The sequence below is a fragment of the Desulfuromonas acetexigens genome, assembly GCF_900111775.1.
GTDB lineage: Bacteria > Desulfobacterota > Desulfuromonadia > Desulfuromonadales > Trichloromonadaceae > Trichloromonas > Trichloromonas acetexigens.
This window is the reverse complement of sequence record NZ_FOJJ01000012.1, coordinates 413,394-427,161: the sequence shown is the minus strand read 5'-3', so window position 1 is coordinate 427,161 and position 13,768 is coordinate 413,394. Positions and strand designations below refer to the sequence as shown.

The following is a 13,768-nucleotide window of genomic DNA, read 5'->3' as shown; positions in this document are numbered from 1 at the left end:
CGGGTCGAGGGACTGGCGCCCGGTCTTTACCGTTACCTCCCCCTTGACCACGCCCTGTTGCTGGAGCAGACACCCGACCAGCTTTCGGCCCGGGTCGTCGCCGCCGCTCGGGGGCAGGGCTTTGCCGGGGAGGCGGCGGTGACCTTTTTCTGGACCGCCCTGCCCGAGCGCACCGAATGGCGCTACGGCGAAGCCTCCTACAAAGTCATCGCCCTCGACGCCGGTCACCTCTGCCAAAATCTTTATCTCGCCTGCGAGGCCGTCGGCGCCGGCACCTGCGCCATCGCCGCCTACGATCAACAGCTGGCCGACGACCTGCTCGGACTCGACGGCGACGACGAGTTTACCATCTACCTGGCGCCGGTGGGCAAGGTCCGCCAGGAATAATCACGGCAGAGCAGAGAGCCGTTCACGGAGCCCCCATGTCTTACGATGCCATCGACGATGCCTTTCACTTTATCAGCGACGCCCCGCTCGGCGAACGGCGGGCCCTGGTGCACCGACCCAGCGGCAAGGTCTTTCTCGCTTCGCTCAAGGCGGGATTCGACGAATGTCCGGCCGGGGCGGACACCGACCCCGACTACCTGCCCATCCCGCACCGGCAGGAACTCGATCCGGGCAAGCCGCTGGTGCTGGAGTTCATCCGCGACAACTGCCCGGCGGAACTGGCGCGGGTCGAGGGGTTTTTCAATCGCCCCGGCGCCTTCCGCAATGTCAAGGATCTGCTGCGCCGCCGGCATTTGCTGGACAACTGGCAGATCTTCGAAATGCAGCAAATGGAGGTGCTACTCAAGCAATGGTGCCTGGCCCAGGGGCTGATGTCGTGAGCGGGCGGAAACCAACCGGTTCGGGGCTTCCGGCCCCGAAACATCGGCCCAAAGGGGTGACGCTGCTCTACGAGGATGGAGACATTCTCGTGGTGGACAAACCCTGCGGCCTTTTGACCATGGGGACCGAGCGGGACAAATCCCGCACCGCGCATTCGATCCTCAACGACTACGTGCGCAAGGGCAACCCGAAGTCCCGCAACCGGGTCTATATCGTCCATCGCCTCGACCGCGACACCTCCGGCATCCTGCTTTTCGCCAAGAGCGAGCCGGCCAAACTGGCCCTGCAAGAAAACTGGGACGACACCAGCAAGCTCTATCTGGCCGTGGTCTTTGGCCACGTCAGCCCGCCGCGGGGGACCATCAGCAGCTATCTCGCCGAAAACGCCGCCTTCTCGGTCTATTCCACCTCCGACCCGAGCCAGGGCAAGCTGTCGCACACGGCCTACACCCTGGTGAAAGAGCGCAACGGTCTCAGCCTGCTGCAAGTCCACCTGCTCACCGGCCGCAAACATCAGATTCGCGTCCACTTCGCGGAACAGGGGCACCCCCTGGTCGGCGACAGAAAGTACGCGCAAGACCGCCCGGCCCATGCCCATCTGGCGCTGCACGCCTGGTCGTTATCCTTCACCCACCCGGTGAACCACGCCCGCCTGCATTTCGAGACCTCGATTCCCCAGCGCTTCAGCCAACTGGTCGGCCCCTTCGTTCCGCCGGGACTCAAGGATAACCAAAACGAGCGATGACGCCGTTGGCGGTCGGCCTTTCGCTCTTTAGTTATTTAACGGCCCGCAGACCCATGAGTTCGGCGACCTTCACCACCTTGCCGAAGCCGACCGCGCCGAGCCGTTTTCCGGCCTGCTCCATGAAACCGTCGCCGCGTTTGACCTTGTAGGGATTGCCGGTGTAGTGAAAGAGGGCGCCGCGCCGCTTCAACACCCGGTAAAGCTCCCGGTAAAAACGCTCGCCGTAGAGCTCGCCGGCGAGGGAAAAGCGGGGCGGGTCGTGGATGATCGCGTCGAAGGATTCCGCCTCGAGCCCGCCGATGTAGTCGCCGATGTCGGCCTGAACCAAGGTGACGGAAGGATGGTAAATCCCCTGGGACCAGGGATTTCTCCGGCGCAGTTCGATGACCGTGGCGCTCAGTTCGACTGAAACGACCTCCCGCGCTCCGAGCCGCAGGGCCGCCGAGGCCGCGTACCCGAGCCCGGAGCAGGTATCCAGCACCCGATCGCCGGGCTTGACCACCTGCGCCGCCATCTTCCCGGCGCTTTCGAAGGGGCTGGTCCCCTTGGCGATGTGCATCTTCACGCCGCTGATTTCGAGCAGCGGCGCCTGCTCCGTCGGAACGAGCTTGTAATAGCCCCCATCCCGCACTTCGAGAACCTCCAATTCTCCCGCTTCCAGAACGAAAATCCGCTTTTCCTTGCGCGCGATCAAGCGCAACTCATCGTCGGTCAATCGCTGGTCCGCATCCAACAGCAAGGCATCGCCGGCCAGGGCGAAGGTCGCGCTGCTGCGGTTCAGATCGACCGAAATATCGACGGAGGCCGCGCCCCGCGCCAGGGCGTCGAGCGCCCGGCGGGCGACCTGCGCATCGAACCAATAGGTTTTTTCGTTCATCACTTCCTCGCCATTCAACGACAGGGGACAAGGTTCGCCGTCTGGGTCTTCTGGTCATACACGACCCTCACCTGCCCGTCGCGCAGCTGCCGCAGCACCTGCCGCAGCACCTGCCGCACCTTGTCCTCCAGGGCGCAGCCCGATTCGGCCCAATCCGCACCGTCGCGGGTGACGAACTCCTCGATCATCCTCTGCAGTGTCTCGGGATCGATCCGCGCAAAGGGAATCTCGATCCCCGCCTCCTGCCCTTCATCCGGCCCTTCCCCTGACATACAATCACCTCGTTTTGTCTGATTCCGTCCCCGACTTCATCCGTTCCCACGGACGAGTTGCGGGTATTGTGCCCATCCTGCCCCGGATCGTCTGGCCCGACAAGGATTTATCCGCCAACCGGCTCCGCCCTTTCCCCCACGACGTTGCCAAAAGGGCATTTAATGGCATACTTACAGGCGCCTCGAGAATTTTCATCCCTAACTGAACAAGGAGGATTCATCGTGTTCGTCCAGCAATTCTTCGTTCCCGGACTGGCCCACAGTTCCTATCTGCTCGGCGGTGCCGCGACCTGCGCCATCATCGATCCCCGCCGCGACGTCGGCATCTACCTGGAGGCGGCCGCTTCCATGGGCATGAAAATCACCCACATCCTGCAAACCCACCTGCACGCCGACTTCGTCTCGGGGCATCTCGATCTGGCCGAGGCGACGGGCGCCGTGATCGTCATGCCCAAATCGGCCAACTGCGCCTTCCCCCACCAGGCGGTGGCCGAAGGGGACAGCTTCCGCATCGAGGATCTGGAAATCAGCGTGCTGGAAACCCCAGGGCACACACCCGAACACATCACCTACGTGGTGCGCGACCGCGCCCGGGGAGCGGAAGCCGTCTCGATCTTCTGCGGCGACACCCTCTTCGTCGGCGACGTCGGCCGCCCCGACCTCTTCCCCGGCATCGCCCTGGAGCTGGCGGGAAAACTCTACGGCTCCCTGCACGAGAAGCTGCTGGCCCTGCCCCCCTTCTGTGAGGTCTATCCCGCCCACGGCGCCGGTTCTCTCTGCGGCCGGGCGATGGGCGCCAAACGCACCAGCACCGTCGGCTACGAAAAGCTCTACAACAACGCTCTGACAATCGCCGACCGCGAGAAATTTATCGCTTCACTGACCACCGACATGCCCGAAGCGCCCGACCATTTTTCCCGCTGCAGCGACATCAACCGTCAGGGCCCGGCCCTGGTCCGCACCCTGCCCACCCCCGAGCCGCTCCCCCCCAAACGCTTCCGCGAGAAGATGGATGAGGCGAATATGCTGGCGCTCGATATCCGTGGCTATACCGCCTTCAGTGGCCAGCATGTGCCAGGCGCCTACCACATCGACATGGGCGGAAACTTCTCGACCTTCGCCGGTTGGGTGCTCCCCCCCGACAGAAAGATTCTGCTGATTACGAACGACGGAGCCGAAGCCGCCGAGGCGGCGGTGTTGCTGCGCCGGGTCGGTGTCGACCAGGTCGTCGGCTATCTCGAAGGCGGCATGTTCGAATGGGCCAAGGCCGGCTTCGCCTCAGACCATGTGCCCCTGCTTTCGGCGCCGGAACTGAACCAGCGCATCACTTCCGGCGACGGACTGATTCTGGTGGATGTCCGTTCGGCGGGGGAATTCGGCGCGGTCCACGTCGAGGGAGCGCTGCACATCCCGGCGCCGGAGTTGCGTACCCGGCACCAGGAGCTCGACCCGAACCGTGACATTGCCGTGGTGTGCAGCACCGGCCACCGCTCCAGCCTCGCCGCCAGCCTGCTCAAACGCCAGGGGTTCAACCGGGTCTGGAACGTGGCGGGGGGCATGACCGGTTTCAACGCCGCCGGTTTCGCTCCGGAATGTCCGCTCTGCGTCGTCCCGCATGGGCCGCGCTTTCTCGGCAAATAGGGGGATGCCATGCTCGAACTTTTATCCATGACGGAATGGTCCCCCTATGTGGTCGGCCTCGGCATCGGCCTCGTTTCCTGCGCGGCCTTCATCCTCTCCGACAAGCCGATCGGCTGCTCCACCGCCTTCGCCCGCACCAGCGGCATGCTTGAAGAGATGTACCGGGGCCGCGAGGTGCGGGAGATGCCGTACTATCGTCAGTTCGTTCCGGAAATCGACTGGGAATGGATGCTGGTTTTGGGCATCGTCCTCGGCTCTTTCACCTCGGCCGCCCTTTCCGGAGAATTGCACCTGGAGTGGGTGCCTTCCCGCTGGGCCGCCGAGTTCGGTGGGAATCCCGTAATCCGCCTGTTCACCGCCCTGATCGGCGGCATCTTTCTTGGCTTCGGCGCCCGCTGGGCCGGAGGCTGCACCAGCGGCCACGGCATCAGCGGCACCCTGCAACTGGCGGTGAGCGGCTGGCTGGCGGTCTGCGCCTTCTTCGCCGGCGGCGCCGCCGTCGCCTTTCTGCTCTACGGGGGATAAGCGATGCTGACAACCATCCACGGCAACAAGCCCCTGCAACTGGCCGCCGGTCTGGGCATCGGCTTTCTCTTCGGCTTTCTGCTGCAGAAAGGCAATGTCACCGAATACGACGTGATCGTCGGCCAACTGCTCTTTCAGGACTTCACCGTCATCAAGATCATGGTCACCGCCATGATCACCGGCATGATCGGCGTTCATCTGCTGCGGGATCTCGGTCTGGCCCAGCTTCACCCCAAACCCGGTTCCCTGGGGATGACCCTGGTCGGCGGGCTGATCTTCGGCGTCGGCTTTGCCGTGCTCGGCTACTGTCCCGGCACCATCGCCGCCGCCGTTGCCCAGGGCAAGCTCGACGCCCTCATCGGCGGGCTGGCAGGGATTCTCATCGGTGCCGGCCTCTATGCCCACGCCTTCCCCTGGGTTTCCCGGGTGATGCTGCCCAAGGGTGATTTCGGCCCGCTGACCTTCCCCGAATTATTCAAGGTGAATCACTGGCGGGTCATCCTTCCTCTGGCCGTCGTCCTCATCCTGCTGCTCGCCGTGCTGGAATGGGCCGGACTCTGATGATCCGGCACGAACTTCATGCGTTTTTCTACCACCTCCTATCGGCCTGAATGGCTGCGCGCCTACCGCCCGGTCGATCTTTCCCGCGACCTGGCGGCGGGTGCGGTGGTGGCAGTGGTCCTGGCGCCCCAGGCGATGGCCTATGCCCTGCTCGCCGGCCTTCCCCCCATCGTCGGCCTCTACGCCGCCACCGTCCCGCTTTTGGCCTATGCCCTAATCGGCTCTTCCCGGCATCTGGCGGTGGGGCCGGTGGCGATCGTTTCGCTGCTGGTTTATGTTGCCTGCGGCAAGCTGGCGACGCCAGGCAGTCCAGAATATCTCGGGGCGGCCCTGCAACTGGCGCTCTTAACCGGGCTTCTGCAACTGGCTCTCGGACTGCTGAGGGCCGGTTTTCTGGTCAATTTTCTGTCCCGGGCGGCAATCGGCGGCTTCACCTCGGCAGCCGCCCTGCTCATCGGCCTCAGCCAGGCCGGCAGTCTGCTCGGCATTACCGGCGGCGGCGAATCGGCGCTGGAACAGGGACTGACTCTGCTGCGCAACCTGGGTCAAATCCATCCGCCGACCGCCCTACTGGGAGTGGCCGCCATCGCCGTGTTGTTGCTGCTGCGCCGGTTTGTCCCGCGCCTGCCCGCGCCGCTTCTGGTCGTTGTCCTCGCCATCCTGCTCACCAGCGGGCTGGGTCTCGACCAGCATGGCGTTCGCACGGTCGGGGATCTCCCCCAAGGCCTGCCCCCCTTCGCCCTCCCCCCGTTCAACCTTGAACAGCTGACGGCCCTGCTGCAGGCGGCGCTGACCATCGCCTTCATCGGCTACCTGGAATCCTACGCCGTCGCCGGACTTATCGCCGACCGGGAGAAATACCACATCCTCCCCAACCGGGAACTGCTCGGGCTCGGCGCCGCCAACCTCGCTGCCGCCTGTTTTTCCGGCTATCCCGTCACCGGCGGATTTTCCCGCACCGCCGTCAATCATCAGGCTGGCGCTCGTACCCCCCTGGCCGGGGTAGTCACGGCGCTGCTCATCGGCATTATCCTCTTTCGGTTCACCCATCTGTTTCACGATTTGCCGAAAACCATCCTCGCCGCCATCGTTATGGTCGCCGTCGCTGGACTGGTGGAGTTCGCCGAAGCCCGCTCTCTCTTCCGCGTCAAGAAGAGCGACGGCTACACTTTTCTGCTCACCTTTCTGGTCACTTTGGCCTTCGGAGTCGAAATCGGCATCATCTGCGGCGTCATCTTTTCCCTGCTCGTCTTCATCTGGCGCAGCGCCCATCCGCATATCGCCGAACTTGGCTGGCTAGAGGAAGAAGGGATCTACCGCAACATTCAGCGCGATTCCCGGGCGCGGATCGATCCCGAACTGCTGATCGTGCGCATCGACGCTTCTCTCTACTTCGCCAACATGGCCTTCATCGAGGACTGGCTGCGCGCCGCCCTCGCTCGCCGTCCCGAAATACGGGCGGTCATCTTCGATCTCTCCGGGGTCAACGACATGGATGCCGTGGCGTTGGCTAAACTGGAAGGACTCTGCGACGGCTTTCTGGAACGGGGTCTCAGCTTCGCCCTCGCCGAAATGAAAGGTCCGCTGCGCGATCTGACGGAACGCGCCGGCTGGCCCGCGAGATACGGTCGGCGCATCGGTTATGTGACCCTGCGCCAGGCGGTGGGAGAATTATCTGTGGATCACCGCCGCCGGGACGATGATAAGATTTCAAACGGGTAAGACCCAACCGCAAAAAGCCCCCCGCACTCGATCAATGCGGGGGGCTTTTTTACTTAAGTAACTTTAGAGACTATTTTCTGCGCCGGTAGCCGAGCAGGCCCAGGCCGACCAGACCACTACCCAGCAGCAGCAGGGTGCTGGGTTCGGGGATTGGGGGAGGAGGAGTATCGCCGCCAATGGTACCGGCCTGGATGAAGAGCTGCTCGTAGCCGTTATTAATGCCGTTAAGACGAAAATCGACGGACATCACGTCATAAAGGCTGTCCGAGGTCCAAGCTGCAAGGAAGTCATTGATTTCAAGAGAGGTCACGGCATAAGCGGCCTGGTTGGCGCCCAGGTTGTGATTGATGGTTTTAACCGCATCGGCTGAACCGCAGTCCACCACGGCACCCAGGGCATTCACACAGATCCCTCCACCGGAGAGGACATAGTCATCGGCATCGGGAGTCCATGCACCGAGTGTGTTGGTGTAATCGGCGGGATCGCCACCCGGCTGGCCGCCGGCGGGATCATTCGTGAAATCGTAATACAGTGCGGGGGCGGCATTATCACTATCCCGCAGAATCACCTGAGCCCATACATACACATTCTGTTCGTCACCCGTCCCGGTTTCGTTGTTGTTGAAGAGGAAAATCAGATCGTCGCCATTCAGGAATGCCGTCAGCTCGGACAATTGCGCATCCCAGGTCGTGTCCTGATCCCCTGTAAAGGTCGGGGACGGATCGGGCGAAGTGCCGGTACTGAAGGTGGTGATACCATTGGAGTTGGGGGTTTGGTAGGCATCGTCGATGCCGGCCGACCCGTTATCCATCGCGGTCTTGGTTGCCACGACGATGGAATCCTTGATCAACCCCGGAGCCGACTGGATGTAGAAGGGGTTCGCAGCATTGGTGGTTCCGACACCATACATGATGTCGTAAATGTTCGCGAGAATCGGCAGGGAGTAGGAGTTGAAGTCGCCGTAGCGGTAAGACGTGGTGAACGGGTCGGGGAGAACGAGGGCCTGAGCCTGCCCGCGAATACCGAGCGCGGCGACAGACAACAAGCAAACCAACAGGAACTTACTGACATTTTTCATTGAACCCTCCATTATCAATTTGTGGGGATCTGGTCTCTATTCATTCCTTATTGCACAAAATAGGCCAGATGCAATACGCTGATTTTATTGAATTTTACATATCTGCTCATTTTTTTGTCTTTTAGAGTGTAAACCTGGCCGACGGCTCGCCGGCGAAACGTGTAAAAAGCCGTTGCACCGATCCAGGCAAGAAAGGCAATAGTCCGGAATTACATGACTTATTCACAAAAATCAAAAAAAACGGCTCATGCTCGATATTAAATTTTCGCCGGAAGGAAAACCGACATCGTGTAAATTTTTCCGACAGAAAGCCGTTTCGTGAAAAAAAGGGGGGGAGGGCGAAAGAAAGGGGTAGGCGAAATCAGTCCAGCTCTTGCCGACAACGTCCGCAGAGCAGTTCGTCGTCGCGGTAGCCTTTCAGTAGCAGTTCGGGTTCGATGCGACCGTCTCCCCGGCAATCGCCGGTGCCGGTCGGCCCGAGGCAGGGGACGTCAAAGAGGAGGGGTTGGAGGAATTTATCAAAAGTGGCCTGTTGCTTGGCGGTGAGCAAGTCGACATAGCCGTCCTGATCAAGCAGAAAGGTGCCGACACCGACCACGGTGCGCGGCAGGTGCTGATGCCCCCGTACCGCCGCCTCGATGTGGTGGACGCCTTTGTGGCAAAGATAGTCGAGAAGATCGAGATCGATTTCCATTATTCCCCCGAAATAACCAAGGCCAGGCAATGCCTGGCCTTGAAAGAATCCTGTTTAACCATTCCCGGCGCCGATCTGCGCCCCTTCCTCGGTTCCATCCTCGACCTCATCGGCGACGGTCGCCTGCATTCGGCCGGAGAATTCGTCAAGATCGATTCCTTCCGGACTCAACGACAATCCGAGGCGTTTGGCGCCGATAAAACGTTTGCGGAAATAATTGGAGTTGATACTCGAAACCACCACCCCCCGGTTGCGACTCGAAGCATGAATCATCTTGTCATCGCCCAGATAGATGCCGACGTGGGAGGGATATTTGGCATAGGTCTGAAAAAAAATGAGATCACCCAACTGCAGATCTCCTTTGGGCACCCGGGTTCCCAGGGTGTATTGCTCCCGGGCGGTGCGGGGAAGTTTCAGGTCAAACTCTCTAAAGACCTTTTGTACAAAGGCGGAACAGTCGATGCCGTTTTTGCCGTTTCCGCCGAAGCGATAGGGGGTATTGAGAAAGCTCAGGGCGGTCTTCTCGAAGATGGAGGCATTGGCATCGACAGGGATATCGCGGGTCAATTCTCGAACGATGGCGCCCTTCTCCATCGAAGGGGTCTTAGCCACAACCGTTTTTTCCACGGGCACCGGTTTGGAACCAACCACCAGAACCTGGCCGAGTTTGAGCCGATCGCCGGAAAGTTTATTGAGGCGCCGAAGTTCGGCCACGGAGATTTTGGTTTTTTGGGCGATTTCGAAGAGGGTGTCCCCTTTTTTCACCTTGTGGGTCAGGGTTTGCATCTTGACCGCGGCGGTCTTTTCCGTCGCAGTCGCCCCCTTTTTGGAGACGACCAGAACCTGACCCAACTTGAGATTGCTACCGGAAAGGTTGTTCAGTCGCTTGAGTTCAGCCACGGAGATCTTGGCTTTTCGGGCGATTTCGGAGAGGGTGTCCCCTTGCTTCACCTTGTGGGTGGTGGAATTCGCCACCGAAGCCTTGCCGGTCCCCGCGGACTTCTTCGTGTTTTTGGTCGACCCGGAAGATTTGGAGACGACCAGAACCTGGCCCAACTTGAGGTTATTGCTGGAAAGATTATTCAGCCGCTTGAGTTCAGCCACGGAGATCTTGGCTTTTTGGGCGATTCCGGAGAGCGTGTCCCCCTGTTTCACCTTGTGGGTCGCGGAGGCCGTGGTCGTCTGCGTCTTGCCGGCGGACGCCGTATGTTTGGTGTTTTTGGTTGATCCGGAGGATTTGGCAACTTTCAACACCTGCCCGAGCTTGAGCTTGTTGCTGGAGAGGTTGTTGAGGCGTTTCAGCTCCGCCACCGTCAGTCGGGATTTCTGAGCGATCCCGGAGAGCGTGTCCCCCTGACGCACCTTATAGGTCGCTTGAGCTGATTTGGTTCCGGAGGTTTTCGAAGCGGCAAGGAGCGGGGACGGGCACAACAAGAGCAGTACGAGCAGGATCGGCAAGAATCGAGACATCATGTCATCCTAAAAATTTTTACAGAAATCCTACGGGTGCACTTCCAAGCGGCCCGAATCACGGGCGGGAAGGAAGCTGGCCGGCCTGGTGGCACGGCATCGCGGCCTGTCAGTTTCAACGGCGCTAAATGCGCCGAACGGGAAATAAGGGCTACTTTAACCGCAAAAGCCACACAAGGCAAGTTTTTTTGCAACACCCCTGTGTTGCTTTTACCACAGCGTGCTTTCATGAAAACTGTCTTCAGCTCTCGCACTATTTCGCCATAACCACGTAAAAACCTGAAAATATTGAAAAAAGGATTCCGCCTGGCGGGATTTGCCCAAGACCAATTGCCATCAGGAGCTGAACAACTCCCCTGGGCCGGAAACGCATCCTGATCTCTTGACAACCCGCCAAAGGCAAACACGAAAGACGCAAAGAGAGGGCTTCCCTTCGCGCCTTTCGTGTCTTTACGTGAAAAAACATCTCAGGGTTGCGGCGGCGTAACCCCCTGAGGCAGGAGCAGCCAGAAGCGCCCCTTCTGCTTCATCCGGCCCGCCTGAGATCCCGCATCGTCCCCCATCCCCCAGAAGAAATCGCCGCGGATTTTCCCCTTGATCGCCCCGCCGGTGTCCTGGGCAAGCATCAGCCGCTGCAACGGCTCGCTGCTCGACGGCCAGGTCGTGTCAAGAAAGACCGGCGCGCCCAGGGGAATCGTTTTCGGATCAACCGCCAGGCTGCGGCCCGGAGTGAGCGGTACGCCGAGGGCTCCGGGGGGACTTTCCAGCGGACCGGGCCGTTCGACGAAAAAGACGTAGCTGGGGTTCTCGGCCAGCAGGGTCTTCACCTGCTCGGGATTTTGCCGCGCCCAGGCCTTGATATTCTGCATGGACATCTGCTCGCGGGTCATGGCGCCGCGCTCGATGAGCAGTTTGCCGATGGAGCGGTAAGGGTGGCCGTTCTGGTCGCCGTAGTTGACCATCACCCGCTCGCCATTCTCCAGCAGGATGCGTCCCGAGCCCTGGATATGCAGAAAGAAGAGCTCCACCGGGTCGGCGACATAGAAAAGAATCTTCGCGGTCGGGCGTCCCTGGCCGGCGTCGATGTCGCCACGGGTCCAGTAAGGGATCACCTTGCGCCCCTCCAAGCGGCCACGCAGCCGGTAATCCTTCAGCTCGGGATAAATTTCCCGCAGATCGACAACCAGCAGATCATCGGGAACGCCATACAGAGGATAGGGGTATTTGGACGAGGGGACACGGCTGCCGCGTATATCGGGCACGTAATAGCCGGTGATGGTGCCGATCTCTCCCCCCTCGGCGTCCCGTACCTGCCAGGGGACGAAACGACTTTCGAAAAACTGCCGCAGGGTCTCGCGGTCCGCTCCTTCCAGGGTCGCGGCCTCGGCGCAGACCTCCGTCCAGCCCTCCCGCTTTTTCAGCACCCGACAGCTCTTCAGCAAGGGATCAAGGGCCTGGGCCAGATCATCCCGCTCCCAGCCGGCGATATCCCCCCAGGGGACCATCGTGTAGGTTTCAACCGGAGGCACCACGGGCGGCGCTTCCACCGGCGGAGGGACTTCGACTACGGGCGGCGGAGTAATCGGAGGGGGAGGAGAAGTCACGACCGGCGGGGCGGCACAGGCCGCAAGGAGCAGAAGAAGAACCCAGAAGATTTGACCGGAATAAAAGAAACGAAAACCCTTGCTGTTCATGGTGAAACGATGTCCTTTCCGTAATGGAGGATCTTCGGCATGGCTACTGAACATAACCCTCGTCAGAGTCCGATAGAACAACCGAGAGGGCTGAATAGTGAAGGGCCTGGAACGGGTAACCGAGGAGGGGGCAGAGAAATCAGCCGTCAGTCATTCTGGATGTCGTGTTTCTTCATCAGGTCGTAGAAGGTTGGACGGCTGATGCCGAGTTCATCCGAAGCCTTGGCGACATTGCCGCCATGACGCTTCAGGGTCGAAGCCAGCATGTCCCGTTCCAGCCGCTCCCGGGCTTCCTTGAGAGTCAACGGGGCATCTCCCGAATCGTGGAACCGGCCATTGCCGCCGAAGCCGAGATCGTCCGGGGACAACAGCGGGGAGTCGGCCATGAGAATTGCCCGTTTGATCTTGTTTTCCAACTCCCGGACATTCCCCGGCCAGGCATAGGCACGCAGGCCGTTTTCCGCGGCGGGGCTGAACCCCTTGATCTTTTTGCCGAAGTCGTTGACGTAACGGCTCAGGAAGAGATTCGCCAGAAGGCGGATGTCGTCCCCCCGGTCACGCAAAGGGGGGAGGCGGAGGGAGATCACGCCGATGCGGTAGTAAAGATCCTCGCGGAAACGCCCTTCGCGGATGGCTTTTTCGATATCGACGTTGGTGGCGGCGACGATGCGGGTGTTGATTTCGATGTCCTCCCGTCCGCCGACCCGCTGGATGGTCTTTTCCTGGAGGAAGCGCAGCAGCTTCACTTGCAGGGGCAGGGGCAGCTCGCCGATCTCATCGAGAAAGAGGGTGCCGCCGTGGGCAAACTCCACCTTCCCCTGCACCCGATTCGCGGCGCCGGTAAAGGCCCCTTTTTCATGGCCGAAGAGTTCCGCCTCCAGCAGATTTTCGGGGATGGCGCCGCAGTTGATGGGGATGAAAGGCCCGTTTTTGCGCAGGCTCTGGACATGAATGGCCCGCGCCACCAGTTCCTTGCCGGTACCGTTCTCCCCCAGCACCAGCACCGGAATATCCGCTGAAGCGATCTTGCGGATGGTGGTGAAGATCTCTTCCATCTCCGGACATTGGCCGAAGATGCCGTGCATCCCGCCCTGGCGCTGCAGGGAGGCGGTCTGCAACCGGCGATTCTCCGCTTCCAGGGCGGCCAGGTGGAAGGCGCGGTCGAGGATGATCTTCAACTCGGCCAGGTCGATGGGCTTGCGGTAAAAGTCATAGGCGCCGACGCGCACCGCCGTCAGCGCATTGGCGCGGTCCTCGTTGCCGGAAAGGACGATGACCTTGGTTTCGGGATGGCGTCCCAACACCAACTCCAGGCAGCGCAACCCCTCGGTCGCGCCGTCGGCGTCGGGGGGAAGGCCGAGATCGAGGGTCATGACCTTGGGTTGATGCGCCTCGAACAGATGCAGGGCCTCGTTGACATCCTCGGCGAGCAACACCTCGAAATGCTTTGCCAGCCCCCACTTGAGCTGTTTGCGAATCTCCGCGCTGTCGTCCACGATCAGCAGTTTTTCCACCCGTCCTCCTGATTGAAACTTCCCCGAAACATCAATCTTAAGCACTCTCATTCTACAAGGCTGAGCAAAAATGCCCAGGGGCAAGGCGCCCGAAATTCGAGGAGTGAGGCGTACCTGTAAGGTACGTCGCAGCGACGAGGATGAGGG

14 protein-coding genes are annotated in these 13,768 nt (G+C 60.9%); 7 read left to right on the top strand and 7 right to left on the bottom strand.

From position 1 onward, the window contains the following. From BQ4888_RS08470 to BQ4888_RS08460, 3 genes are all read left to right on the top strand, one after another. Positions 1-387 (top strand): SagB/ThcOx family dehydrogenase (locus BQ4888_RS08470; protein WP_140396622.1); only part of this gene is annotated, 387 nt, incomplete at its 5' end. A 35-nt stretch (positions 388-422) separates the two neighbouring features. After that, on the top strand, positions 423-827 hold the full coding sequence (locus tag BQ4888_RS08465) for a hypothetical protein (protein ID WP_092056370.1): 405 nt from the start codon (positions 423-425) through the stop codon (positions 825-827). Further along, the gene (locus BQ4888_RS08460) at positions 824-1,573 is read left to right on the top strand and encodes an RluA family pseudouridine synthase (protein ID WP_240746312.1); all 750 of its coding nucleotides are present in this window, start codon (positions 824-826) and stop codon (positions 1,571-1,573) included. The genes BQ4888_RS08465 and BQ4888_RS08460 overlap by 4 nt, the downstream gene beginning before the upstream one ends. A 31-nt stretch (positions 1,574-1,604) precedes the next feature. Here the strand turns inward: BQ4888_RS08460 and BQ4888_RS08455 are convergent, their stop codons facing one another. Next, positions 1,605-2,450, bottom strand: a complete 846-nt coding sequence (locus tag BQ4888_RS08455) for a class I SAM-dependent methyltransferase (protein ID WP_092056367.1) — start codon at positions 2,448-2,450, stop codon at positions 1,605-1,607. A 14-nt stretch (positions 2,451-2,464) separates the two neighbouring features. Further along, on the bottom strand, positions 2,465-2,722 hold the full coding sequence (locus tag BQ4888_RS08450; protein WP_092056365.1) for a YheU family protein: 258 nt from the start codon (positions 2,720-2,722) through the stop codon (positions 2,465-2,467). A gap of 222 nt (positions 2,723-2,944) precedes the next feature. Here BQ4888_RS08450 and BQ4888_RS08445 point away from each other — a divergent pair, with 222 nt between their 5' ends. The 4 genes from BQ4888_RS08445 to BQ4888_RS08430 are packed head-to-tail and all read left to right on the top strand — an operon-like array spanning position 2,945 to position 7,171. After that, entirely contained in the window at positions 2,945-4,363 is a 1,419-nt protein-coding gene (locus tag BQ4888_RS08445; protein ID WP_092056364.1) for an MBL fold metallo-hydrolase, read from the top strand. 9 nt (positions 4,364-4,372) lie between these two features. After that, positions 4,373-4,888: a YeeE/YedE thiosulfate transporter family protein gene (locus tag BQ4888_RS08440; RefSeq protein ID WP_092056362.1), complete on the top strand. Its 516-nt coding sequence runs from the start codon at positions 4,373-4,375 to the stop codon at positions 4,886-4,888. Positions 4,889-4,891: 3 nt separating this feature from the next. Next, positions 4,892-5,449: a YeeE/YedE thiosulfate transporter family protein gene (locus BQ4888_RS08435; RefSeq protein ID WP_092056361.1), complete on the top strand. Its 558-nt coding sequence runs from the start codon at positions 4,892-4,894 to the stop codon at positions 5,447-5,449. 18 nt (positions 5,450-5,467) lie between these two features. Next, complete coding sequence (locus BQ4888_RS08430) at positions 5,468-7,171, top strand: SulP family inorganic anion transporter (protein ID WP_092056359.1); 1,704 nt, start codon at positions 5,468-5,470, stop codon at positions 7,169-7,171. Positions 7,172-7,241: 70 nt separating this feature from the next. On the opposite strand, the gene BQ4888_RS17695 is transcribed toward BQ4888_RS08430, so the two are convergent. The 5 genes from BQ4888_RS17695 to prsR all read right to left on the bottom strand — a co-directional run bounded on the left by BQ4888_RS17695 (position 7,242) and on the right by prsR (position 13,621). Beyond that, on the bottom strand, positions 7,242-8,249 hold the full coding sequence (locus tag BQ4888_RS17695) for a PEP-CTERM sorting domain-containing protein (RefSeq protein ID WP_205747983.1): 1,008 nt from the start codon (positions 8,247-8,249) through the stop codon (positions 7,242-7,244). A 361-nt stretch (positions 8,250-8,610) separates the two neighbouring features. Then, the gene (locus BQ4888_RS17765; protein WP_240746311.1) at positions 8,611-8,943 is read right to left on the bottom strand and encodes a hypothetical protein; all 333 of its coding nucleotides are present in this window, start codon (positions 8,941-8,943) and stop codon (positions 8,611-8,613) included. 54 nt (positions 8,944-8,997) lie between these two features. Then, a complete protein-coding gene (locus tag BQ4888_RS08415) occupies positions 8,998-10,413 on the bottom strand; it encodes a C40 family peptidase (RefSeq protein WP_170232799.1) in 1,416 nt (471 codons plus the stop codon). Positions 10,414-10,880: 467 nt separating this feature from the next. After that, a complete protein-coding gene (mltA, locus tag BQ4888_RS08410) occupies positions 10,881-12,107 on the bottom strand; it encodes a murein transglycosylase A (protein ID WP_092056356.1) in 1,227 nt (408 codons plus the stop codon). A gap of 146 nt (positions 12,108-12,253) precedes the next feature. Beyond that, positions 12,254-13,621, bottom strand: a complete 1,368-nt coding sequence (prsR, locus tag BQ4888_RS08405) for a PEP-CTERM-box response regulator transcription factor (protein ID WP_092056354.1) — start codon at positions 13,619-13,621, stop codon at positions 12,254-12,256. Between the last annotated feature and the right edge of the window lie 147 nt (positions 13,622-13,768).